The following is a 25,248-nucleotide window of genomic DNA, read 5'->3' as shown; positions in this document are numbered from 1 at the left end:
TCATTTCTTTACTTTAACTTTAAATGAATGCTTTAACCCTTTAAAACCTTCCAAATCCGCTTTAAGCGAACCTACCGCCAAACTGGCCTTGATTCGTAGCGGCACTTTGTTTTCATCATCGGAAATCCAAACGGTTAAACTTTCCTCTTCCTTAAAAACACGGCCGGACTGCACATAAGGCCTGAACATTTTAGCCGATACGGTACCGAATTTGGTCGTAATATCTTCTTTTCCAAGATATTTAAGCTTAAACTTATAAACCTCATCATCAAAAAACATGTCAATGACAATGGATTCCCCTTGATTCAGCTTATCAATCTTAGGATGGTTTCGCAAATAATAAAACGAAGATACAATATCCTGAACATTTTCGGTAACTGAAAATGTTTTTTCAGTTTTATTCTTATAATCTTTAACTAAAACCGTATTTTTTGTTTGATTAAAAAAACCTTCCTGATTCTTAGTATAACCTCCTTCGTCTATCTTTCGCACAAATTGATAAGGTTGACCGGTTTCTTTATCGAAATAACTCTGATAATCATCTTCAACCTTAAAAAACAATTTGGCCATTCCAACGGTATAACCTTTACCCATCACATGATGAACTTTACGATTGTTACGAACCGCTTCCTTTATTTCAAGCGTAGCATAACCCGCATTCACTAAACCGTAATGGATTCGAAATTTAAAAAACTCGCCGGTGGTAAATGCAGAATCCTGACCTGCAACCGAAAAGGAAGTCGCAACACCCAAAAATGCTAAAAGTAATAAGGAAACAATGATTTTTTTCATTGGTTTGAATTTTGAATTTACAACGTCATGTGCAATTTCCATTCCAAAGTTATAAAAACAAAAAAACCCAGTCAAAAGAATGACTGAGTTTTTATGCTATTAACCAACCAAAAAACTATAAATTATGAAAAATTTACTTGCTCAATGAGGCGTTATGAGTACCTCATTTTTGCGAGTGCAAAGGTAACGTGTTTTTATTGATTTCCAATTAAAAAATTAACTTTAACACATTTTTAGCAAAATTTACATCTTTTAAAAGCTGGTTTTTAAATTATATTTAATGAAAATGCGTTTTTATTACAATGTTCCTCGTAATTGCTGTTCTCTTTCGATGGATTCAAAAAGCGCTTTAAAGTTACCGGCACCAAAACCACGAGCTCCCATTCGCTGAATAATCTCGAAGAAAAGCGTCGGACGATCTTCTACTGGTTTGGTAAAAATCTGCAACAAATAGCCTTCTTCATCGGCATCGATCATGATTCCTAATTTCTGAAGCTCGTTGATATCTTCTTTAAATTTAGACATGTGATCTTTCAAACGCTCCGGAATCGCATCATAATACGCTTGTGGCGGTGTGCTTAAGAATTCAATCCCACGGGCACGCATTTCCGCAACCGTAGAAAGAATATCGTCCGTTGCAATGGCAATATGCTGTACTCCTTCGTCTTCATAAAAATCCAAATACTCTTCAATTTGAGAACGTTTTTTCCCTTCAGCCGGTTCATTAATAGGGAATTTGATACGTCCGTTACCGTTAGACATCACTTTAGACATTAATGCCGAATATTCTGTAGTGATTTGTTTATCATCAAACGAAAGGAAATTTACAAATCCCATTACATCTTCAAACCATTTCACCGCTTCGTTCATTCGGTTCCAACCGGTATTTCCAACCATATGATCCACATATTTTAATCCAACAGGAGTCGGATTATAGTCGGATTTCCACTCACTATATCCTGGCATAAAGATACCGTTATAGTTTTTACGCTCCACAAAAACGAAAACCGTTTCCCCGTAGGCACCATAAATACCTGCACGAACCACTTCACCGTTTTCATCAGATTCAACAGTTGGCTCAAAGTACGGTTTTGCACCACGTTTGGTAGTTTCTTCGAAAGCCGAACGAGCATCTTCCACCCAAAGAGCAATCACTTTTACACCATCTCCGTGTTTTTTTACGTGTTCTCCGATAGGTGAACTGCTATTTAATGCCGTAGTTAGTACGATACGGATCTTGTCTTGCTTTAACACATACGACGCACGGTCTTTCACTCCTGTTTCCAATCCGGCATAGGCCAACGACTGAAAACCGAAAGCGGTTTTGTAAAAATGAGCCGCCTGTTTGGCATTCCCTACGTAAAATTCTACGTAATCGGTTCCTAATAAGGGAAGGAAGTCCTGAGCACCTTCAAAAATTTTTTCTAATCCGTATTCTACTGATTTTATCTCTTGTGACATAGTCTTAATTTTATTAATGGCTTCTGAAAAACTGATTTGCAGAAGCGTGTTTGAGTTGACATTGTTTTAGCCCCGATAGCAGCGGCATCCTTTTGAATTGTCACATGGAGCGAAGTCGGAATGTGAGAATTTGAAAGATATAGCGGATAGCGGGATTTGCTTCAAATATTTATATTGTTAATCTAACCAGGATTGGTAATACTGCTCATCGGCAATTTTCATAGCTTCTTCCGTAACCATCAAAGGCTTAAACGTATCAACCATTACCGCTAATTCCTGCGTATCCACTTTCCCGATACTTCTTTCGGTTGCGCCTGGGTGTGGTCCATGCGGAATTCCAGCTGGGTGTAAGGAAATATGACCCGCCTCGATATCGTTACGACTCATGAAATCTCCGTCTACGTAATACAACACCTCATCACTGTCAATGTTACTGTGGTTGTACGGTGCAGGAATCGACTCCGGATGGTAATCGTACAAACGCGGCACAAACGAACACACTACGAAAGCATCGGTTTCGAAAGTTTGGTGTACGGGAGGCGGTTGGTGGATTCTTCCGGTAATCGGTTCAAAATCGTGGATAGACAAAGCATACGGATAGTTAAAACCATCATACCCTATCACGTCAAAAGGATGTGTGGCATACACCATTTCGAAAATCTCGTCTTTCTTTTTCACTTTGATTACAAAATCCCCTTTTTCGTTATAGGTCTCCAATTCCTGAGGCTGACGGATGTCACGCTCGCAAAACGGCGAGTGCTCCAACAATTGCCCGAACCAGTTTCTGTAACGTTTCGGCGTATAAATCGGACGACGGGATTCTACGATAAACAAACGGTTGTCGTCGGTATCGAAATCGATTTTATAAATCATCCCGCGCGGAACGATCAGGTAATCCCCATATTTGAAATCAAGGTTTCCTAACATGGTTCGCAATTTACCGGTTCCTCTATGGATGAAGATCATCTCGTCGGCATCGGTGTTTTTATAGAAATAATCACGGGTGGATTCTTTCGGAGCTGCTAAAATAATCGTACAATCACTGTTGGTTAACACCGCTTTACGACTTTCCAAGTAATCGTTTTCCGGTGTTACCTGAAATCCGCGAAGACGGTAGGACTGAATGTTGTTTTCTTTGGCAATTTTAGGCGCAACGCTGTATTGTTTGCGGATCTCCTTTACTTGTGTAGGGCGTTGTTCGTGGTACATATTGGTCGACATACCGTCAAAACCTATGGTTCCAAACAACTGCTCGTAATACAAATCGCCGTTTTCCTTACGGAACTGTATGTGTCGCTTGTGTGGGATTTTACCCAGTTTATGATAAAATGGCATTTTTTATTTGTTTAAAGTTTAACGTTCGTTTTAAAAAACTCGCTCATACCAAATAAAAACAGCTCACTCAGGATTTCTCTTGATGAGGAATTTTAAATGCGCCAATAAACCGATCCACTGTTTATTCATAACACTACAAATATCGGAATTATTTTTGGAATCCTATAAAATAAAAAAACCCAAAAAGAAACATGATTGTTATACTTTTTGGGTTTTTATTATGTTTTGTGAAAACTATTCGTTGTTTAACTTACTGTTCTTTTTCCCGAATGAGAAATAAACCACAACTCCTAAAGCCATCCATAGGATAAGACGAATCCAACTTTCCTGTGGTAAAGAGTACATCAAATACACACACACCAAAATACCTGCAATAGGCACGAAAGGCACCAAAGGTGTTTTAAACGATCTCGGCGCATCCGGCATTTTTTTACGCATTACCATTACACCAATACACACCAGTACGAAAGCCAATAAAGTTCCAATACTTACCATGTGTCCCAAGTCACTTACAGGAACAAAACCTGCAAAAATACTCACGAAGAACATGAAGAAAATATTGGTTTTCCAAGGGGTACGGAATTTTGAATGAATTTCTCCGAAGAAACCTGGCAACAAACCGTCTTTACTCATACTGTAAAACACACGGCTTTGCCCCATCAACATCACAAGGATTACTGAAGTATACCCGGCTAAAATAGCAATAATCAAACCGGTCTGTAAAAAAGTATAAGGGGTCTTAGCAAACGCTGTAGCTGCTGGTTTTGCATCACCTGCAAATTCGTAGTACGGCACCAATCCGGTCATTACGTGGGCAAACAACACATATAAAATAGTACAGATTACTAACGATCCTAAAATACCGATAGGCATTCCTTTTTGCGGATTTTTAGCCTCCTGTGCGGCTGTCGATACGGCATCAAAACCAATAAAGGCAAAGAAAACTGTTGCTGCTCCGGCAGCAATTCCTGAAATACCAAACTCTCCTTTCACACCAGTGTTAGCAGGAATATAAGGCTCATAGTTTGCCGAATCGATATAACTCCATCCTAAAACGATAAACAAAATCACTACCGCAACTTTCAAAACCACCAAGAAGTTGTTCATCGAAGCCGACTCTTTGGTCCCGCGGATCAACAACAACGACAATAAAACCACAATAAAAATAGCTGGAAGATTGATGATACCGCCTTCAATTACGGTTCCGTCGCTCAATTTTAAGGTTTCCCAAGGCGAACAGATTAAACTATGCGGGAGATGAACCCCAAACTTATTGAGCAATTCCAGAAAATATCGCGACCAACTCACCCCTACGGTAGCTGCTCCCAAAGCATATTCCAATACTAAATCCCAACCGATAATCCAGGCCATAAACTCTCCCATGGTGGCATACGAGTAGGTATAAGCACTTCCGGCTACCGGAATCATGGATGCAAACTCCGCATAACACAACCCGGCAAAGGCACACCCAACGGCAGCCAAAACAAAGGATAACGTTACGGCAGGTCCAGCGTGTTCTGCTGCCGCAATACCTGTTAATGAAAATAATCCGGCACCAATAATGGCACCTATACCTAAAGCAACTAGTGCTCGGGACGAAAGCGTTCTCTTTAAACCTTTTTCAGATTCTGACGCCTCACCAAGCAACTGCGCCAACGATTTAGTTTTCCAAATAGACATAAATATAGTTTTGGTATTTTAATCCCCAAAAATAGACTTTTTTAAAAACATTCATATAAAAAAAGCAGGAATTAAAAAGAAAATATAATTTTTATCCTTTTTTAAAGGTTTAAAACCAAAAGCCTACGCTAAACCAAGTGAAGTGATCATGGGTTTCCGGAGACCAACTGTGCTTGATTTCTATTGGTCCGATAAGTGTTTCCATACCATACCCGACAGCATAACCGGAATACATTGGTTTTGGCGCCCAAGTATCGGATTCGAAGATGTTATTTCCGATATTGGCATAGTTCGCTGCAAAATTCAAATGATTCTTCTTATAAAATTCCCAGCTCAACCCTACTTCACCTTTCACATAACTGTCACCAGACAAGCTCAGGAAATCATATCCGTAAAAATGACGAAAATTATTAATCATATTGTACCCATAACCTCCGAGCACAAAATCGTGATACGGTGTGGTTTTTTCCCCTATGGCAAACCCGCCTTCCGATTGCAGTTTCACCGTTACTCTTTTGAAAAACGTCTGTACCAGTTCAATGTCGGCTTTGGCAATCGAAAAAGGTTCAAACCCTCCGTTATAATCAGAAGAATACAGAAACGATTTAAAATCACCGAAGAAATGAAATCCTTTTTTAGGGAAGTAAACTTTGTCCTGAGAATCAAATTTCAGGTAACCATAAGCTGAAAGATAATGACTGTTCTCCAAAACCGGATTACTTTGCAGCGTTTCCGATTCAATTTTCAGGTATTTGTGCTCCAAGCCTCCTCCAATAAGATATTTTTGTGCAAAAATAGTTTGCAGATAAGCCTGATTGGTAAAATCGGAGTAATCCACATTCAGGCTGGTTATGTTTAATTCTGGCAATTGTGCCCCGCTGCTGAAATCAGTCGCGATGTTTCTATTAAACGTATTGTATCTTGAATTCATCCCGAAACTCCAATAAAAACCATTATCGAAATAATAATTCAGGTTGTACCGCAGGTTATCGCCTAAGATTAAATCCAGGGAAATATTGTCGTTTTTGGTTAAAATTTTCTTGCGGGTAATATTGATCAATGCAGCACTTTTATAAAGTCCGTCGTAATGAACCCCAAATTTCAAATAGGTATTGACAGGATTTTCTCTTAAGTTGATCATCAGTTTTTCCCCACCTTCGGATTCTTCAAAAGAATAGGAGATAGCACTGAAATTTTGAGTTGAGTTCAAATTCCCCATTCCTCCGTTCAGACGCTCATACGTAATCCCGGAAGGTTTACGAAGCTTAAGTTTTCCTAAGACATACGGCCGGGTAAAGTTTTTCAGGGTATTCACTTTAACATCCGCAATCTGAAGTATGTCTTCCGGAAGTGCCCCAATTTTCTCAACGGTGGTTTTAGGATTTCCACCTATTTTCAAAAGTTCTTCATAAAAAGCGAAAGCCGCTTCTTCCCCTCTACGGATGATCGCACTGCCTTCATCAAACGAAATCACAGAATACCCTTTGATATCAGGCTTAATATAAATATCCGTCAGTTTTCGCTTTTCCTCCATCTTTTCAATCATCCCGAAGTTGGTAATCTGCACCAAAACCCCCGAAGCCCCTCCAATCGTTTCGCGATCTTTTAAACCGTCCTGTACGTCGACGCCAATAATGATATCGGCACCCATTTTTCGGACTTCTTCCACCGGATAATTGTCGGTTACGCCTCCGTCAATTAAAAGGCGCCCGTCAATTTCCACCGGGTTGTATAACGATGGAAAAGCCCCGCTGGCCAAAATCGCCTGAGGCAACACGCCGTTTTTAAGAATGATTTTCTCCCCGCTTTCAATGTCGGTAGCAATACAAACAAAAGGGATTTTAAGTTTATCGAAGTCCCGTACATGACGCACGTGATGGGTAAGGCGACTTAAAAGATTAAAATTGAATAAGCCTTTGGAAAGCGCTGTTGGCACACCAATTTTAAAATTATTAAAAGGCAATGTCAGGGCATATACCTCATCGTTTCGCTTTTCAAAGAAATTTTTAGAACTCCTCGGAATATAATCCTGGAGTAAGGCATCCGAATCCACCACACTAAAAATAGAATCCAGCTGTCTCGCGTTGTAACCCGAAGCATACAACCCTCCCACTATGGCCCCCATACTTGTTCCGCCAATATAGTCCACTTTAACGCCTGCTTCTTCCAGGACTTTCAAAACCCCAATATGCGCCAATCCTTTTGCACCGCCACCACTTAAAACCACTCCGATTTTGGGTTTTTTTTGCTCTTGGGCAAAGGCAGAAAAAACTAGGCTAAACAAAAAAAGCAGCGGAAAAAGTTTTTTCATTTTAATTTGTTGGATTGGATTCCTTGTAAAAGTCGACAATTTTTTTGGCTTTTGAAAGCCCTACGACCTCAGAAATTTCACTTTCTGTCGCTTTTGCCAATCTTTTTACCGATTTAAAATGTTTTATAAGCGTAATCATGGTTTTTTCACCAATCCCGGGAATCTGTTCTATAGAGGTTTGAATGGCCGCCTTACTGCGCTTATCACGATGAAACGTAATCCCGAAACGATGGGCTTCGTTGCGCAAATGCTGAATGGTTTTCAGGGTTTCCGATTTCTTGTCCAGATACAACGGCACCGAATCGCCCGGATAGTAAATTTCTTCCAGTCGTTTGGCAATGCCGATGATGGCAATTTTACCGCGTAACCCTAAATCTTCCAGACTTTTCAGCGCCGAAGACAATTGTCCTTTTCCACCGTCAATGATAATCAGTTGCGGTAAGGGTTCATTTTCCTCCAACAAACGTTTGTAACGTCGGTATACCACTTCTTCCATCGAAGCAAAATCGTTTGGCCCTTCGACGGTTTTGATATTGAAATGACGGTAATCTTTCTTGCTTGGCTTCCCGTCTTTAAACACCACACAGGCCGAAACCGGATTGGTTCCCTGAATGTTGGAATTATCAAAACATTCAATATGGCGCGGCTCGACTGACAAACGCAAATCTTTCTGCATTTGCGCCATGATACGGTTGGTATGCCGATCCGGATCGACGATTTTGATTTGCTTGAGCTGATCCAAACGGTAATATTTTGCATTGCGCTCGGACAAATCGAGTATCTGTTTTTTGTCGCCCAGTTTGGGAACGGTCACTTTTATTTTGTCGCCAAAATCGAGTTCGAACGGCAGGATGATTTCTTTGGAAAGCAGATGAAAACGCTCGCGAAGTTCCACTACAGCCAATTCCAGCAGTTCTTCATCGGTTTCTTCGAGTTTCTTTTTGAGTTCCATAGTATGGGAACGCACAATCGCGCCGTGGGAAATCTGAAGGAAATTGACATACGCCATACTTTCATCCGACACAATCGAAAACACATCGATATTGGAAATCTTCGGGTTCAAAATGGTCGACTTCGCCTGATAGTTTTCCAAAACCTCTATCTTTTCTTTGATTTTCTGCGCTTCCTCGAACTTCATATCCAACGCCAAATCAGTCATCAGTTTTTTGAATTCCTTCAAACTCTCTTTAAAATTCCCTTTCAGGATTTCGCGAATGGCCTGCACCTGTTTTTCGTAATTGGTAATGCTTTCCAATCCTTCACAAGGCCCTTTACAGTTCCCGATATGGTATTCCAGACAGACTTTAAATTTGCCACTGTCGATGTTTGCTTTACTCAAATCGTAATTGCAGGTGCGCAACGGATACAGCTCTTTCACCAAATCCAAAATCGTATGGACGGTTTTAAAACTGGTATATGGCCCAAAATATTCCGAACCGTCCTTGATCATTTTCCGGGTGGAAAAAATTCGGGGAAACCGCTCGTTTTTGATGCAAATCCAAGGATAGGTCTTATCATCGCGCAACAGAACGTTATAGCGCGGCTGTAGCGTTTTGATTAAATTGTTTTCCAACAAAAGCGCGTCAGTTTCCGTTGGCACTACGATGTGTTTGATGGCTACAATCTTCTTAACCAGTACATTGGTTTTGGCGTTGTCGTGTATTTTGTTGAAATAGGACGAAACCCTTTTCTTCAGATTCTTGGCTTTCCCTACATACAGAATTTTTCCGTCTTTATCGTAATACTGATAGACGCCGGGATTGTCCGGTAAGGTTTGGATTTGGAGTTCTAAAGCGGAAAGCGACATTTTTTCTTGAACAGTAAGTTAGTTTCAAATTTACGAATTTGTTCCACCAAAAAGCGACTTCATTACAATTCCTAACTCATAATTTATAATTATTACTATTTTAGCGTTTTAACTGACTATGAATTACCGCAATAACATCCTGAAAATACTAAAAGAAGAGATTTTACCCGGCGAAAGCAAGACCATTAACATGGAAATTGCCAAGCTCCACACCATGACCAAATTGAAAATTCCGATCATCGTGGAACGCGCTAAACTTCCGGGCCCGACGGTTTTGTTATCGGCAGGATTGCATGGGGATGAAATCAACGGGATTGAAATTGTCCGTCAGCTCATTGTAAAGAAAATCAACAAACCGAAAACGGGAACGATTATCTGCATTCCGATTATCAATGTCTTTGGCTTCGTGAACCAAACCCGCGAATTTCCGGACGGTCGTGATTTAAACCGCGTTTTTCCGGGCAGTAAAAACGGTTCGCTTGCCAGCCGTTTTGCCTATTATCTGCTAAAAGAAGTTATTCCGCATGTGGATTATGCTATTGATTTTCATGCCGGCGGCGCAGCCCGTTTCAATGCGGCACAAATTCGAATTGCGCCAGGTAATGCAGAACTTCGGGATTTGTCAGCGGTTTTCAACGCCCCTTTCACCTTGTATTCCAACAACATATCCGGTTCCTTCCGAAATTCATGCGACAAACTTGGCGTAAAAATGCTGTTGTTTGAAGGCGGAAAATCCATCGATATCAACGAAGAAATTACCCAACAAGGCATTGAAGGTGCCAAACGGGTTTTGGAACATCTGGGCATGCTAAGCAAAAAGAAAGCCGCCCCCTTGGATCAAGACAGTATTTACATTGAAAAATCAGCTTGGATTCGGGCGCGGTACTCAGGCATGTTCCACGGCTATACCAAAATAGGAAGTTATGTAACCAAAGGACAATTGCTGGCGACCATTTCCGATCCGTACGGCAAAATCGAACACAAAATGAAAGCGCCCAATGCCGGCTACATCATCAATGTAAACGAAGCGCCGATTGTGTATCAGGGCGATGCCATTTATCATATTTCGACGGAATTGGAAAACATCTAGCTACCGGATAAATTTACCACAGCTTCGCAGACTTTCAAACTTAATAATCTGTGAAGCTGTGGTAAATAAATTAAAAACCTGAGAAGTCCCGCTTTCAACGCTTTCATTCAGCACTTAAAAACCTAACAATTATCATATTTTATTATTTCCGAAGCACTTAGTTTTGATTAAAATTCAAGATTATGATTTTGTGGAAAAAACTATCGCAACAAGAACGCCAAACACGTATTGAACGTGCGTTACAGGAAAACGTAAATTTTGCGCATGATGCCTCGTTGGGCTATCCGGCTTCCAAACTGGACAACAAAGTATTCAACAGCGATATGCCTTTTTTAAAAGACGCTCCGACTTTGCAAACCTACGTTGCCAACCCCAATCATATAGGCTGTCACACTTTCGGAACTTCCGAAAAAGCCTTTAGCGGCACCCAGGAAATGGAACGTGAAGTCTTAAAAGTGCTGGCGGAAGATATTTTCAAAGCCGAGCCACACGCCTACGACGGCTATATTGCGCCGGGCGGTACGGAAGCCAACATACAGGCCATTTGGATGTACCGCAATTTCTTTATGAACTATTGTAATGCTTCTGCGGAGGAAATTGCCATCATCGCTTCGGAAGACACCCATTACTCCATTCCGAAAGCCTCCAACTTACTGATGCTGGAGCGCTATGCTATTCCCGTGGATTTTGAAACCCGAAAGCTGGACAAAATTGCTTTGGATAAAATTGTCGTTTCAGCCAAAAACAAAGGGAAAAAATATTTTATCGTAGTCGCAAATATGGGCACCACGATGTTTGGCGCCATTGACAATCCGGAGGATTATTGTGCGATTCTGGAGCGGCATCAGTTGCTGTACAAACTGCACATTGACGCAGCATACGGTGGATTTGTGTATCCGTTCAGCAACTCGGAAAGCACCATTAATTTTGAAAATCCGAAGATCAGTTCGATTACCATTGACGCCCACAAAATGCTGCAGGCCCCCTACGGAACCGGGATTTTTCTCTGCCGAAAAGGGTTAATCGAAAACGTCCTTACACAGGAAGCGGAATATGTGGAAGGCATGGATCTGACCTTATGTGGCAGTAGAAGCGGAGCAAATGCTATTGCCGTTTGGATGATACTTTTTACCTATGGCCCCTTTGGCTGGTGTGAAAAAATTCGGGTGTTACAGATGCGTACGGATTGGTTGTGTCAGCAATTGGACGCTCTACAGGTGAAGTATTTCCGCGATCCGTTTATGAATATTGTCACCATTCAATCGCAGTTTATCTCCCCGGAACTGGAAGAAAAATACGATTTGGTACCTCAAAAACACGGCATAGGCAACCGTTGGCACAAAATTGTGATTATGGATCATGTGGAAATCGATCATTTGAGTACTTTTATAGCCGATTTGAAATGTACGCTCCATGTTAAAGAAAGAACTCCGCTTAAAGTATAAAAACGACCGAAAAAAACTCACGTTTGATGAAATTCAGTTGATGAGTCTGGAAATTGCCAACCTTTGTTTATCCCTGCCGATTTGGGAACAAACCTATTTTCATTTATTTCTGCCGATTGAGGCGCAAAACGAAATCAATACCGAATACCTTTTGCAGATTTTGGCCGGAAGAGACAAAGAAGTGGTGATTGCCAAAGCCGATTTCGACACCCGAAAAATGACGCATTTCTTATTGACCGACAATACGAAAATTAAGAAAAACGACTACGGCATTCCCGAACCCGTGGACGGTTTGGAAGTGCCTACAAAAAAAATTGATGTGGTTTTCGTGCCGTTACTGGCTTATGACAAAACCGGTCACCGCGTAGGCTATGGCAAAGGTTTTTACGATACGTTTCTTGCCGAATGCAAACCGAATGTAATCAAAATTGGCCTTTCGTACTTTGATCCGGAAGAAACCATCAGTGATGTTGCAGAAAATGACATCCGACTGGATTATTGTGTAACACCGGAAGGAATTTTTGCGTTTCAACTTTAAAAAAGTATATTCGTAAACCAAAAACCCCATTTTTATGAAAAATATGCTTTTTAAACGATTAATGCTGGGATTATTTTCCCTTACGATACTGGTAAGTTTTAGTGAATGTGTACACCATCATCATAAAACGGTGGTCGTAAAGAAAAAAAGACTTCCTCCTGGGCAAGCTAAAAAAATTCACGGTGATAAAAGTGCCCGACGTCATGCTCCGGGACACAACAGATAATAAAAAAGACTGCTTTTCAGCAGTCTTTTTTATTAGTATTTATTACAGCTTATTTTGCAAAAGCCTTTTTATTGAATACGATCAAAATGCCCACGCCTGTGGAAATGGCTACATCGGCTACGTTAAAAATCGCATTGAAAAACGTAAAGTGTTTTCCGCCCCAGATAGGCAACCAGCTTGGCAAATTCCCTTCCCAAATCGGGAAATAAAACATATCGACGACTTTTCCGTGAAACCATTGTCCGTAAGGCTCATTACTGAATAAGGTTGCCACTTGTCCGTAACTGTCGTTAAAAATCCTTCCGTAAAATACCGAATCCAGAATATTTCCTACGGCTCCAGCCAAAATTAAGGCGACCGCAACAATAAGAAAATTTGAAGATTGCTTTCTTGCGGCATCCCACAACCAATAGGCAATACCGCCCACCGCCACAATACGGAAACTCGTTAACAGTAATTTTCCAAAGGCTCCCGGAATTTCGGCACCCCAAGCCATCCCAGAATTCTCGATGAAATGGATACGAAACCAATCGAACACGAATACTTCCTCGTCGAGTTCGAAATTCGTTTTGATGTATATTTTAGAAATCTGGTCGATTACCAGAATCAGGATTACCAGGAAATAGGCTCTTTTTAACGACATTTTGCTCAATTTGAAAACAAAAGTAAACTATTTATGTAAAATAAAAAACGCTCCTTACGGAGCGTTCAGTAAATTTCTGAAAAGATTAACGTTGCAGGTTCTTGGCTTCGATGCTCATAGTGGCATGAGGAACCAGTTTCAATCTTTCTTTATTGATAAGTTTACCTGTTACTTTACAGATTCCATAGGTCTTATTCTCGATACGGATCAAGGCATTTTTCAAGTCACGGATGAATTTCTCCTGACGAATGGCAAGCTGCGAGTTGGCTTCTTTAGACATTGTCTCACTTCCTTCTTCGAATGCTTTGAATGTTGGTGACGTGTCGTCGGTACCGTTATTCAAGTCGTTTAGGTAAGCACTTTTTATTAAATCCAAATCATTTTTGGCTTTTTCCAGTTTCTTCTGAATCAATTCTTTGAATTCCGCTAAATCCGCGTCGGAATATCTTATTTGTTCATCTACCATAATTCCCTCATTTTGAAATTAATATTCTTGTTTTTAGGTCGTCAAACTCAATTTCCGTACCATTTTCGATACGTTCTGTAAAAACAAGTTCTTCCGTTAAGGTTTCCGATTTAATGTATGCTTCGTTATCGTTTACGGCTTCTTGAATAATACCGTCTCTTTGCATTGTCACTTTAATCTTGTCCGTCACTTCAAAACCTGAATCTTTGCGGATATTCTGAATTCGGTTGACCAATTCGCGGGCGATACCTTCTTTGCGTAAAGCATCGTTTATCGTGATGTCTAAAGCTACTGTTATTCCTCCGGAATTCGCTACCAACCATCCTTCAATATCCTGTGAAGAAATCTCTACATCTTCAGTGGTTAAAGTAACACTATTTCCTGAAATAACAACACTTATTTCGCCATCTCTTTCTAATTTATTTATTTCCTCTTGATCGAAATTTTGTATCTCTTTGGAAATCAATCCCATGTCTTTACCGAAGCGGGGTCCCAAGGTTTTAAAATTCGGTTTGATTTGTTTTACCAATACGCCGGAAGCGTCATCTAACAACTCTACTTCTTTTACGTTTACCTCGGCTTTAATCAGGTCGGAAACAGCTTCGATTTCGGCACGCTGAACAGCGTCAAGCACAGGAATCATAACCTTTTGCAGCGGTTGACGCACCTTTATCATCTCTTTCTTACGAAGTGACAATACTAAGGACGAAACCGTCTGTGCTTTCAACATTTTGCTTTCCAGCGACTTATCAACAAAATTGTTAACAAATTGTGGGAATTTCGCTAAGTGTATACTTTCGAAGTTTTCCTTATTTGTCGCGGCATTGAGATCTTTGTACAGACGATCCATGAAGAACGGAGCAATCGGTGCCGATAATTTCGCTACGGTTTCCAGACACGTATACAACGTCTGATAGGCCGCAATCTTGTCGGTTCCGTACTCCCCTTTCCAGAATCTTCTGCGGCACAAACGCACGTACCAGTTGCTTAAATTCTCCTGTACGAAATCGGAAATGGCTCTGGCGGCTTTCGTAGGTTCGTACTCCGCATACGCTTCATCAACCGTTTGAATTAGCGTATGCAATTCGGACAGAATCCAACGGTCGATTTCCGGTCTTTCGTTTAACGGAATTTCCGCTTCACCATATTTGAATCCGTCAATATTTGCGTATAACGCAAAGAACGAATACGTATTATATAATGTACCGAAGAATTTTCGTCTTACTTCGGCCACGCCTTCAATGTCAAATTTCAAGTTGTCCCACGGGTTCGCATTGGCAATCATGTACCAACGGGTCGCATCCGGACCATACTCCGCTAAAGTGGTAAACGGATCCACGGCATTACCAAGGCGTTTGGACATTTTCTGCCCGTTTTTATCCAAAACCAAACCGTTCGATACTACGTTTTTATACGCTACCTGATCGAAAACCAACGTTCCGATGGCGTGCAACGTATAGAACCAACCACGCGTTTGATCGACTCCTTCCGCGATAAAATCAGCTGGAAAAGATTTATGACCGTCGATTAAGTCTTTATTCTCGAACGGATAATGCCATTGTGCATACGGCATCGCGCCCGAATCAAACCAAACATCAATCAAATCGGTTTCGCGCTTCATTGGTTTTCCGGAAGCCGATACTAGAACAATATTATCAACTACATTTTTGTGTAAATCCACTAAATCGTAATTCGATTCGTCCATGTTTCCGATCACGAAACCTTTAAACGGATTTTCGCTCATGAAACCTGCTGCGATTGCTCTTTCGATTTCGTTGTACAATTCTTCCACAGAACCGATACAAACCGTTTCTGTCCCTTCATCAGTTCTCCATAGCGGCAATGGGATTCCCCAGTATCTGGATCGCGACAGGTTCCAGTCGTTGGCATTTTTCAGCCAGTTTCCGAAACGCCCTTCTCCGGTAGCTTTCGGCTTCCAATTGATGGTTTCGTTCAGGTCAAACATACGGTCTTTCACTTCCGTGATCTTGATGAACCAAGAATCCAACGGATAGTACAAAATCGGCTTGTCCGTTCTCCAACAATGCGGATAACTGTGAACGTATTTTTCAACCTTAAAGGCTTTATTTTCCTCTTTTAAACGAATCGCGATTTCCACATCTACCGATTTCTCTGGCGCTTCTCCTTCGCTGTAATATTCGTTTTTAACATATTTACCGGCCATATCACCCATCTGCGACACAAAACGCCCCTGTAAATCCACTAAGGGCACTGGGTTTCCGTTTTCATCTAACACTAACATTGGCGGCACTTCCGGTGTAGCTTCTTTGGCTACTTTGGCATCATCGGCTCCAAAAGTCGGCGCAGTGTGTACGATACCGGTACCGTCTTCCGTAGTTACGAAATCTCCGGAAATTACACGGAACGCATTTTCAGGATGCTGATACGGTAAGGTATATGGCAACAACTGTTCGTATTGAATGCCAACCAAATCTTCTCCTTTACATTCGGCTAAGATTTCGAAAGGGATTTTTTTATCGCCTTCTTTGAAATTCTCAAAATCAGCACAATCGCTTGTTTCAAAATAATTTTTCGATAATTGCTTCCCAACCAAGTTTTTCGCTAAAATGATATTGATTGGCTGGAAAGTGTATTGGTTAAACGTTTTCACCAAAACATATTCAATTCTTGGGCCAACCGTTAAAGCGGTATTACTTGGTAATGTCCAAGGCGTTGTCGTCCAAGCCAAGAAATGAATCTCATCCAACTCCAACGTTTCAAACTTGTATTGTTTTAAATTATTGGTCGTGATATAATCGTAAAACTTAGCAAAGGTCAGTTTTCTTTGGTTATCCAAAACTTTAAACTGCGCTACGATGGTTGTATCGGTCACGTCGCGGTACGAACCCGGCTGGTTTACTTCGTGTGAAGACAACCCGGTTCCTGCTTTTGGCGAATACGGCTGAATCGTATAGCCCTTGTATAATAAATCTTTATTGTAAATCTGTTTCAGCAACCACCAAACCGACTCCATGTATTTGGATTTGTAGGTCACATAGGGATCTTCCATATCCACCCAATACCCCATTTTTTCGGTCAGGTCGTTCCATACATCGGTATAACGCATCACGGTTCGTTTACACGCTTCGTTGTATTCGGTTACGGAAATGGTTTTGCCGATGTCTTCCTTGGTGATCCCCAATTCTTTTTCGGTACCCAATTCCACAGGCAATCCATGGGTATCCCAACCCGCTTTACGTTTTACCTGATAGCCTTTTTGAGTTTTATAACGACAGAAAATATCTTTAATCGCACGTGCCATCACGTGGTGAATACCCGGTAAGCCGTTTGCTGAAGGTGGGCCTTCAAAAAACACATACGGGGTCGCGCCCTCACGGGACGTTACACTTTGCTCGAAGATGTTTTGCTTTTTCCAGAAATCAAGCACTTCAGAAGCCACGGTTGGCAAATCAAGTCCTTTGTATTCAGTGAATTTTGTGCTCATTTTGTCGTTTTCTAAAATCAATGCGCGAAAGTACTAAATTTTGACCAATTCTACGTTAATACTAACATAAATTGCGCATCCTACTTTACCTCTATTCCTTTAATAAACAAACGGTTTGAATCAATAACGAACCGCAATTTAAAAAACAGGTATTTTCACCTACTGTAGTTTGATTTCGGATTAGCAATTTTGACTTAAATTCTAAAACCGACAACATGAGTAATTTTTCACCTGCAAACACCAAGAGCTTTTTTTACGGCTGTTTGGCACTTATCCTTCTTTTTTCCTGCAAAAAAGAAGCCGAAAAAGAAAGCGACAAAAAAGAAACATCCACAGCATACAACAAGAGTGATGGCAGTGGCTGCAAGGCATCATGGTTTCCACATTCGCAAACACCTGCTCCAGAAGAAGGCAAAGGAAGTCCTTTCGATACCACTTCCACCACCAACGAAATTTTCCACCAGTGGTCGTGGCAAAAATTCTTATGGCTTACCAAACCGCAGTCCAACCAAAAACCATTATTCCTGAACGAACTGACGCAGGTTTCCGACGCTATGATTCCAGTAACCCCACAACCGGGCGCATCCATTGTGCTTACCGACACGGAACAAGCCGGTTCAAATGGCATTTTAAAAGTCAATCCCATTTACGGAGGCACCAATCAAATTGCTAAAGATTTTACGGTATATTACTCCATACATTCCAATGACATCATGATCAAAGCGGCTAAAACGTTCAAAGACAGCCTAAACAGTGGAACACTGAGCGCAAACAATCTTAAAACCTTTCCGGTTGGATCCTTGGAACTAAAAGTTTCCTGGGTGGACGCCAACACCATCCGCGCAGAGAAACAAAAGAATTTTTTCATTACAGACGCCGCTGTAAGCCCTGACGGTAAAACGTTTCAGAAGAAAAGAATGGCTTTACTAGGCATGCATGTGGTTGGGGTAGTGATTAACCACCCTGAATTTATCTGGGCTACCTTCCAGCACAACGATTTGGCTCCGGTTTACGATTGGAAAACAAATCAGGCTACTTCGAATGACGACAAATTGCTTTACAGCAAAGGCACAACTACCGGTCTTGACGGCATTACCTGGGTAAAAAATACCGGCCCGAAACAACCGCTTAAAGCTTATGATTTATTTCAATTCGGAGTTCCGAAAACCTCTGGCGGCCAATACATGCAAACCTGTCAAATGGAACCTGAAAACTTTGACAACATAAAAGCCATAAATGAATGCGTGGCTGCAAAACTGGATGATGTGTGGAACAATTATTTCTATAACGGCTCCATCTGGATCAATACCGACGGAATGACACCGCAACAACAAGCACAGACAGTAGTCAACTTAGGGTTTAATATCGGGAATGCCACTCCGGGATCTAGTGCGCGTGGTTCATTAAACAATGCGAACATCACCATGGAAACTTACACACAAACGTTTGAAAACAACATTTCCAACATCAACGCTTCAAATCTGACCAATTGTTTCTCGTGCCATAATGCGGTGAGTTTTTCATCCGGAAACCCAAAATCCCCGCTTTATATCAGTCATGTGTTTGATGCTTACCTTCAAAACAGTCAAGGCAAATCAAGAGCCGATATCAACCGCATGAAGGACAAAGAACATGTGCTGCGCTTCATACAGAAAACCTTAAAGTAAAGCCGCGGCTAATTATAAGCGTCATGTTTCCACATGGCGCTTTTTCTTTTAAAAACACTTAAGAAAACACTTCTTTGAGCACATCTAAAGATTTCGGTTTTTTAAACCCTTCAAGGTGAATGGCGTAATAATTCAAGAGGATTTTCAGGAGAATTTGACGCTCGGTTCCGGCAAAAATTTTCTGCTCCGAATCGAATTTCAGTTGAAGCAGTTTCTTAAACAGAAAAGTATCCTGCTCCGAAAGACAACTGATCGCGTGAAACGGCGAAAAAACACCTTCGTTCAGTTCAAAAAAAGGCTGATCACTTTCGGAAACATCGGGATAAAATCCTAAAAATTTGGTGGTTTCCAATAATAAAATCAGGTGAAAATTAGCGGTCTCTTCGTGATTGTCCAACCAAAGCAAAGCTGTTTCCAAAAAGGTGAACAGCTCCTGATTTTTTTCTTCTTCACGGATGCTGTGGTGCAATACTTCCGATAAAAAAATAACGATAGTGCTTTTCACCACATCCACAGTAATGGAATGATAGGGAACTGCCAGACGAACTTCTTTAAAATGCTCCAAAGTTCCTTTATTTTTGTGATTGGCCTCGATTTCCAAAAGCGACAAGGGCTGAAAGTACGCGATTTTCTGATTCGATTTTTTAGACGAGAACGCACTCGGCACAAAATAAGATTTCAACCCGTCAGATTCCGTGAAGCATTTAACAATCAGCGATTTTTCCTGATATTTTATGGCGCTTAAAACAATAGCTTTGGTTTTGACCAGCATCTGATAAATTCTAAAAACTAAATTCCAAAAGTCAACTAATTCATGTATCCTACAACTCTTTAAATCTTTTTTAAGATAAAGAAACCTAATAACCGGACAATCACTTAACGGACAATCATGACTTTTTTGACTTTGGTTTCGGCTCCATCCTCTGAAGCAATAAAAATCATGTAAACCCCGGAAGCTACTTTATGTTTGCCAAACGCTGTGGTATCCCATTCAATCGTTCCGCCTTCCGAAGTAGTTTCATACACTAAATTTCCCTCAATATCAGTAATTTTGATATTTGCATTATCAATCAAACCACTAATTTTAACCGTGCCTTCATAACCCGGACGCACCGGATTCGGATACACAAAAACCTGACTTAAATCATCGGCAGGTTTGGTGGAAATCCCTTTAAAAGAAACCATTCCTTTATCGGTAGCAAAGAAAACCTCACCGGTTACCCCATCAATTTCAATATCGTTAATGTTATTACTCGGCAACGGCGAATTTTCCATCGTAAAATGATAAACGGTTTCCTGACCATTGGGCGAAATCAAAAAAGCACCTGCCTCGGCTATAGCCACCCATTTTCGATTGGAACCGTCCACGGCGATATCCCAAATACTCTGTTGAAAAAACAACTCCTGAGCCAAACCTTCTTCTAAGATAATAATGGAATTGGATTCCAGACTGTCTTCGGACAAAAACCGATCTACACTCGGAATAACTCGCAATCCGTCAAACGTTCCGATCCAAAGCTGGTTTTTATTATCAATAGCCAAACATCGAACATCATTATTGGGCAAATTACCATTGCCTTCCCCTTCTTTTATGACAATGTATTTGTTTCCGGAATTCTCATTAAAGGCAATTACTCCGTTACGATAAGAGGATATCCATTTCGTATTGTTCTTATCTACAACCATGGAAGCATAGCTGTCGGCCACCGGATTGGTCGTGATGTTTTCAAAGGTATAAGACTGCCAGTTCCCGTCTGCTTTCATTACTTTTATAACATCTTCAACCCTGCTATTAGTCATCCAAAGATTTCCGTTTTTATCAAACGCGGGGCCGTTAACCCTTATTCCTCCGATTGTCGGACTCATAAATTCCAAGCCGTTACTTCCGGTGTTTGTATTGTCGTATAGGGTTATTGTTTCATTTTTTTCCACCTTTAAAAGTCCGGAATAAAACGAACTCACGAAAACTTCATCGCTTTTCTTCGGATTTAAAATTACCCGGGAAAGAGACTTTGCTCCAAAAAGATTGGCATACGGAAGAGAAGTCCACCCTTGCTGTCCGGAGTATTTTGAAATTTCAAATTCATCCAGAGGAAAAGGGTCATAGGCCTTGGAATAATCCCCGTATACTGCCCATAAAAAATTATCACTTTTTTTAATACTGAAAATATTATTCCGGTAGGGACCGTCTGGCGTAATATCAATAAAAGTCGTACTGTTCGACACTGTAGTCTCATGCAGTCCTTTGTCTGATGTACCCACAAAAACTTTATCGTCAATAGCTGTAGCACAAGTAAAAGCAGAAGCTATTTCCGGTATTTGCGTAATATGAGCCCGTGTTATAAAATTTTCATCCAGCACATACACATGGTTTGCGGAAGTCGCAATCAGACGATTGTTGTAGGCTTCAAAATCAAGATTTACCTGTCCTACATTCAGAAGTAATTCGAAAGAGGTTCCGTTATGCCTGTATATTCCATTGTTAGTATTAGAAGCCACCAATTTACTGGAAAACGTTTCGATACCGTTCCAAGATCCCGAATCAAAAAGAGTCCATTGTGAAAAATCAACAAGGTTAGGATTCGTCACTTCTGCTCTTCGAATACCGTTCCATTGGGTTACCGCATAAATATAATTGTTAAAAACAGTCGTTTGCAGCACAGCCACTTCTTCACCGGCAGGGCCAATAAAAAATGTATCCCCGAATTGATTGATACTCAAATCAAAAACACTAATCCCAAAATCACAGGACAGGTACACCTTCCCTTCATATTCATAAATATCGTTAATTTTTTTTCTGTTTTGCGGAATCGTAGGTTTGTTCACAATATCAATCACGCTTAATACTGAGCCGTCATTCTGATTCACGACAAGCAACAAACCATTACTATTACCAACTAAAGTCTTGTTAAACGCTTCACTATGATGAATGGCCGTTATTGTTTCCGCTTTGAAATCTTCTATCGAAGTCGTGGTTTTAAGCTCACCTGTAATCAGATGTTTTGAAAAAAGAGCATTTTCCGCAGCCGCAAAAAACCTTTCAGATGATGGAGAAAGATCCTTAATGTTATTATAGGAAAGGTAACTTTTCCACAGCTGATTCTGTTGTGCAAAACCGTGAACCCCAAATAAAAGTATCAGAAAAAAGGCTAGTTGTTTTTTCATTAGTGCGCCCGTTGTTTTTTTACAAATATAAATTAAAACGCAAATATTTCGGTTTTTGTATTTTGTAAGATGTTTTTACACAACTGTGATTCTCTAAAGTCTTCAAAATTAATTTTTTTATAACACGTATTTTTTTCTTTTTTTTTTTTAAGTGTGTGATGTTTTTATATATTTGTCGGGAATTGACCTAAAAAGAGTAAAAATGCCCAAAAAAATCCTAATACTTCTATTTGCCCTTATCGGGAGTAGCAGTCTAACGAGAGCTCAGTTTGGTTTCTCACATGAAGTCGGTGCTATCGCCGGCCCGGTAATGTTTATGTCCGATTACGGTGTACGATACGACGTTAAAACCAACACAGGTAACACCGGTTACGGAATAGGTTTGATTCACTATCTTAACTTTTCATACCGTGCAGAATGTAACTGTTATACACCGGAAACGTATTTTAACGACCACTTTAAGTTGCGCTCCGAGCTTTCGTACAACAAAACAGAATTACAACACTTTGGTGAATGGGTTGATCCTAAGAAAAATTCTGTAATGGCGCAACAATTAAGAGCAATGCGCGGAACGGCCAGTGTAACCGATTTAGGTATGCAGCTGGAATATTTCCCATTGAGTATTCGTGATTTCACCGCAACAGATGGCGCTTTTGGTCCGTTTGTAAGTTTGGGGGCACATTATTCTTATTTTACACCTGAAAACTGGTCAACGCTTGGTCGTTTAGACGAACCTGGTGTTTTACCTACAAAATATGTTGGTGGTGTTTCCAATGACAGTGGAAGTACTTGGTCTGTTGTGGCCAGTGTAGGAACCCGATACAAATTAACTGAGTTATCCGACTTGATGATCGATTTACGTTGGCAGTATTATTTCTCCAACTGGGTAGAAGGTTTAAATCCGGACCCAGCTATTTACACTGAAAACAAAGCGAACGACTGGTTGGTTTGGTTAAATTTCGGATACATCTATTACCTAGATTAATACAAATCAAAAAACATAAAAAAACCCGAGCAATGCTCGGGTTTTTCTTTTTATGCTAATGCTTGCTGCAAATCTGCCAGTATATCTTCCGCATCTTCCACTCCTACACTCAAACGCACTAAATCATCCGTAATTCCGATTTCTTTACGTTTGTCTTCCGGAATCGACGCATGTGTCATCAAGGCCGGATGGTTGGCCAAAGATTCCACACCGCCTAAGGATTCTGCCAAGGTAAACACCTTAACTTTTTCCAAAAACTTAATAGCATCTTCTTTAGCGCCTGATTTGAAAGTAAAAGTCACCATTCCGCCAAAACCACCTAGCATTTGCTTTTTAGCAATTTCATGAAAGGGATGATTTTCCAAGCCCGGATAGTATACTTTATCCACTTTCGGATGGTTTTTCAAGAACTCCGCCACTTTTACACCGTTTTCACAATGACGCTGGACACGCAAGTGAAGCGTTTTGATACCTCTCAACACTAAGAAGCTGTCCATTGGCCCCAAAGTTCCGCCGGTTGCAAATTGTTTAAAGTGCAATTCATCACCCAAAACTTTATCTTTAATTACTAAAGCTCCGGCAATAACGTCGCTGTGTCCGCCTAAATATTTCGTAGCAGAATGCATTACAATATCTGCTCCTAAATCCAAAGGTTTTTGCAAATAAGGTGTCGCAAACGTATTATCCACGGCAAATAAAATATTGTGTTTTTTAGTGATTTTGGCAATTTCAGCAATATCGGCCAATTTCATTAACGGATTTGTTGGCGTTTCTACCCACACCAATTTCGTATTTTCATTGATTAACTTCTGAAAACCTTCCAAATCGTTCATATCCACAAAATGGAATTTAATTCCACTGTCTTTGTACAAACGCGTGAACAAACGATAGGTTCCGCCATACAAATCATCCATTGCAATGATTTCATCACCGGCTTTGAACATTCGCAACAAACAATCCGTTGCAGCCAAACCAGAAGCAAAAGCTAAACCACGCGCTCCGTTTTCAATGGAAGCCAAAGCATCTTCCAAAGCCTGACGGGTTGGATTCGCTGCACGGCTGTATTCGTACTCACCTACAGGTTGCCCTGGAGACACTTGAGCAAATGTAGATGTCTGAAAAACTGGAGGCATCACCGCTCCCGTTATTTTTTCATGATGTTGTCCACCATGTATTACTTTTGTATTGAATTTCATATGATCTGTTTTAGAGGGTAAAAATACGGCTTATTTCAGGATTATAAAAACTTGCTAATACGCATCATAATGCCCGTATGCACGCCTTCGTGATAATTGTTGAATTCCATCGCTTCCTGAGCATTTCGGATATGAAAACCAGACATGGTAGTAAAAGCAGTATATTCTTTAAAAATTTCGTCTGAAAAATCTTTTTTGGTTTGCTCCAAAGTCGCGTAAAGCAGCTTTTTCATTTGCTCCACTTCTTCTTGTGTAACAGGAATTTCCGGCCTGGTTCCTCTTTTGTATTGTTCCACCATTTCCGGAGCAACCATCATCGGTAGACCAGACAGATTGTACACCAACATCTGTTGTACCACCACAATATGACCAATATTCCAAATCAAGTTGTTATTGTAGCCTTCCGGTATTGTATTCAATTGTTCTAAGGAATAGTTTTCAAGAAACTTCAGCAGAATGTTCCTGCTGGATAAGGTAATGTCAAATGTAGATTGCATAGTTTTTCGTTTTGTTTTATAGTAGAATAAAATCTTCCGTCTTCGGAAAAGCGTGCATTACTTCCATTGCAATTTCCGGAGTCGGGCTGGCTAATTTTCGCAATTTGGTATCAATCCAGGCACCGTCAACACTGATTACCGCACACAATTCCCCTTCGCCATTCGACAATTCGTGTACAATGGTCCAGCGGGAAGCATCGGCTTTCATTTTTCCGATTTTGGTACTGATGGTAATGGCATCGCCCAAATGAATTTCTCTTCGGAATACACATTCTTCGCGAAATAAAACCGGCCCGAAATGCTGCTGTTGCATCACTTTCAACGTCAGGCCATGCGATTCTAAAACCTCGATACGGTGTTGTGCCCCAAAATCATAATAAGCACTGTGACGCATGTGAAAATTTGGATCCAAGTCCGACCAGCGAATAGAAATCGCCTTCGTAAAAACACTCATCTTGTCTAAAATTTACTCAAAAAT

Annotated in this window: 20 protein-coding genes; 6 read left to right on the top strand and 14 right to left on the bottom strand. The window is 40.7% G+C overall.

All coding sequences use genetic code 11. From position 1 onward, the window contains the following. The 6 genes from ABGT15_RS14150 to uvrC all read right to left on the bottom strand — a co-directional run bounded on the left by ABGT15_RS14150 (window position 1) and on the right by uvrC (window position 9,386). The gene (locus ABGT15_RS14150) at window positions 1-792 is read right to left on the bottom strand and encodes a DUF3108 domain-containing protein (protein ID WP_367232109.1); all 792 of its coding nucleotides are present in this window, start codon (window positions 790-792) and stop codon (window positions 1-3) included. 297 nt (window positions 793-1,089) lie between these two features. Next, window positions 1,090-2,253 (bottom strand): 4-hydroxyphenylpyruvate dioxygenase, encoded by a 1,164-nt coding sequence (hppD, locus tag ABGT15_RS14145; RefSeq protein ID WP_367232108.1) that lies wholly within the window; start codon window positions 2,251-2,253, stop codon window positions 1,090-1,092. 177 nt (window positions 2,254-2,430) lie between these two features. Then, window positions 2,431-3,588, bottom strand: a complete 1,158-nt coding sequence (locus ABGT15_RS14140) for a homogentisate 1,2-dioxygenase (RefSeq protein ID WP_367232107.1) — start codon at window positions 3,586-3,588, stop codon at window positions 2,431-2,433. A 234-nt stretch (window positions 3,589-3,822) separates the two neighbouring features. Continuing rightward, window positions 3,823-5,268 carry an amino acid permease gene (locus tag ABGT15_RS14135; RefSeq protein WP_367232106.1) on the bottom strand — a complete coding sequence of 482 codons (1,446 nt, stop codon included), beginning with the start codon at window positions 5,266-5,268 and terminating at the stop codon, window positions 3,823-3,825. Between the two features lie 109 nt (window positions 5,269-5,377). After that, entirely contained in the window at window positions 5,378-7,579 is a 2,202-nt protein-coding gene (locus ABGT15_RS14130; protein WP_367232105.1) for a patatin-like phospholipase family protein, read from the bottom strand. 1 nt (window position 7,580) lies between these two features. Beyond that, the gene (gene uvrC / locus ABGT15_RS14125) at window positions 7,581-9,386 is read right to left on the bottom strand and encodes an excinuclease ABC subunit UvrC (protein WP_367232104.1); all 1,806 of its coding nucleotides are present in this window, start codon (window positions 9,384-9,386) and stop codon (window positions 7,581-7,583) included. A gap of 118 nt (window positions 9,387-9,504) precedes the next feature. On the opposite strand from uvrC, the gene ABGT15_RS14120 reads away from it, so the two are divergent. The 4 genes from ABGT15_RS14120 (at window position 9,505) to ABGT15_RS14105 (ending at window position 12,685) form a co-directional block, all read left to right on the top strand. Then, window positions 9,505-10,476: a succinylglutamate desuccinylase/aspartoacylase family protein gene (locus tag ABGT15_RS14120; protein WP_367232103.1), complete on the top strand. Its 972-nt coding sequence runs from the start codon at window positions 9,505-9,507 to the stop codon at window positions 10,474-10,476. A gap of 182 nt (window positions 10,477-10,658) precedes the next feature. Further along, window positions 10,659-11,921 carry a pyridoxal phosphate-dependent decarboxylase family protein gene (locus ABGT15_RS14115; RefSeq protein WP_367232102.1) on the top strand — a complete coding sequence of 421 codons (1,263 nt, stop codon included), beginning with the start codon at window positions 10,659-10,661 and terminating at the stop codon, window positions 11,919-11,921. After that, window positions 11,890-12,459 carry a 5-formyltetrahydrofolate cyclo-ligase gene (locus tag ABGT15_RS14110; RefSeq protein WP_367232101.1) on the top strand — a complete coding sequence of 190 codons (570 nt, stop codon included), beginning with the start codon at window positions 11,890-11,892 and terminating at the stop codon, window positions 12,457-12,459. The genes ABGT15_RS14115 and ABGT15_RS14110 overlap by 32 nt, the downstream gene beginning before the upstream one ends. Before the next feature lie 34 nt (window positions 12,460-12,493). After that, a complete protein-coding gene (locus ABGT15_RS14105; RefSeq protein ID WP_367232100.1) occupies window positions 12,494-12,685 on the top strand; it encodes a hypothetical protein in 192 nt (63 codons plus the stop codon). A 49-nt stretch (window positions 12,686-12,734) separates the two neighbouring features. Here the strand turns inward: ABGT15_RS14105 and ABGT15_RS14100 are convergent, their stop codons facing one another. From ABGT15_RS14100 to ileS, 3 genes are all read right to left on the bottom strand, one after another. After that, window positions 12,735-13,328: a lipoprotein signal peptidase gene (locus tag ABGT15_RS14100; protein WP_367232098.1), complete on the bottom strand. Its 594-nt coding sequence runs from the start codon at window positions 13,326-13,328 to the stop codon at window positions 12,735-12,737. 85 nt (window positions 13,329-13,413) lie between these two features. Next, a complete protein-coding gene (locus ABGT15_RS14095; protein ID WP_237790972.1) occupies window positions 13,414-13,794 on the bottom strand; it encodes a TraR/DksA family transcriptional regulator in 381 nt (126 codons plus the stop codon). Between the two features lie 7 nt (window positions 13,795-13,801). Beyond that, window positions 13,802-17,260 carry an isoleucine--tRNA ligase gene (ileS, locus tag ABGT15_RS14090; RefSeq protein ID WP_367232097.1) on the bottom strand — a complete coding sequence of 1,153 codons (3,459 nt, stop codon included), beginning with the start codon at window positions 17,258-17,260 and terminating at the stop codon, window positions 13,802-13,804. Window positions 17,261-17,475: 215 nt separating this feature from the next. On the opposite strand from ileS, the gene ABGT15_RS14085 reads away from it, so the two are divergent. Next, window positions 17,476-18,927 (top strand): hypothetical protein, encoded by a 1,452-nt coding sequence (locus ABGT15_RS14085; protein WP_367232096.1) that lies wholly within the window; start codon window positions 17,476-17,478, stop codon window positions 18,925-18,927. 58 nt (window positions 18,928-18,985) lie between these two features. On the opposite strand, the gene recO is transcribed toward ABGT15_RS14085, so the two are convergent. Beyond that, entirely contained in the window at window positions 18,986-19,699 is a 714-nt protein-coding gene (recO, locus tag ABGT15_RS14080; protein WP_367232095.1) for a DNA repair protein RecO, read from the bottom strand. A gap of 104 nt (window positions 19,700-19,803) precedes the next feature. Then, a complete protein-coding gene (locus tag ABGT15_RS14075; RefSeq protein WP_367232094.1) occupies window positions 19,804-22,092 on the bottom strand; it encodes a two-component regulator propeller domain-containing protein in 2,289 nt (762 codons plus the stop codon). Window positions 22,093-22,294: 202 nt separating this feature from the next. On the opposite strand from ABGT15_RS14075, the gene ABGT15_RS14070 reads away from it, so the two are divergent. Next, window positions 22,295-23,077, top strand: coding sequence for a THC0290_0291 family protein (locus tag ABGT15_RS14070; protein ID WP_367232093.1), 783 nt, complete (start codon window positions 22,295-22,297; stop codon window positions 23,075-23,077). Between the two features lie 50 nt (window positions 23,078-23,127). Here ABGT15_RS14070 and ABGT15_RS14065 read toward each other — a convergent pair whose 3' ends face one another. The 3 genes from ABGT15_RS14065 to ABGT15_RS14055 are packed head-to-tail and all read right to left on the bottom strand — an operon-like array spanning window position 23,128 to window position 25,224. After that, window positions 23,128-24,273 carry a cystathionine gamma-synthase gene (locus tag ABGT15_RS14065; protein WP_367232092.1) on the bottom strand — a complete coding sequence of 382 codons (1,146 nt, stop codon included), beginning with the start codon at window positions 24,271-24,273 and terminating at the stop codon, window positions 23,128-23,130. A gap of 41 nt (window positions 24,274-24,314) precedes the next feature. Beyond that, window positions 24,315-24,770: a DinB family protein gene (locus tag ABGT15_RS14060; RefSeq protein WP_367232091.1), complete on the bottom strand. Its 456-nt coding sequence runs from the start codon at window positions 24,768-24,770 to the stop codon at window positions 24,315-24,317. Between the two features lie 16 nt (window positions 24,771-24,786). Beyond that, complete coding sequence (locus tag ABGT15_RS14055) at window positions 24,787-25,224, bottom strand: acyl-CoA thioesterase (protein ID WP_367232090.1); 438 nt, start codon at window positions 25,222-25,224, stop codon at window positions 24,787-24,789. Window positions 25,225-25,248: the final 24 nt, after the last annotated feature.

Source organism: Flavobacterium enshiense (assembly GCF_040750275.1).
GTDB lineage: Bacteria > Bacteroidota > Bacteroidia > Flavobacteriales > Flavobacteriaceae > Flavobacterium > Flavobacterium enshiense_B.
Note: the sequence above shows the minus strand (reverse complement) of the source record. Positions and strands in the feature narration are given on the sequence as shown.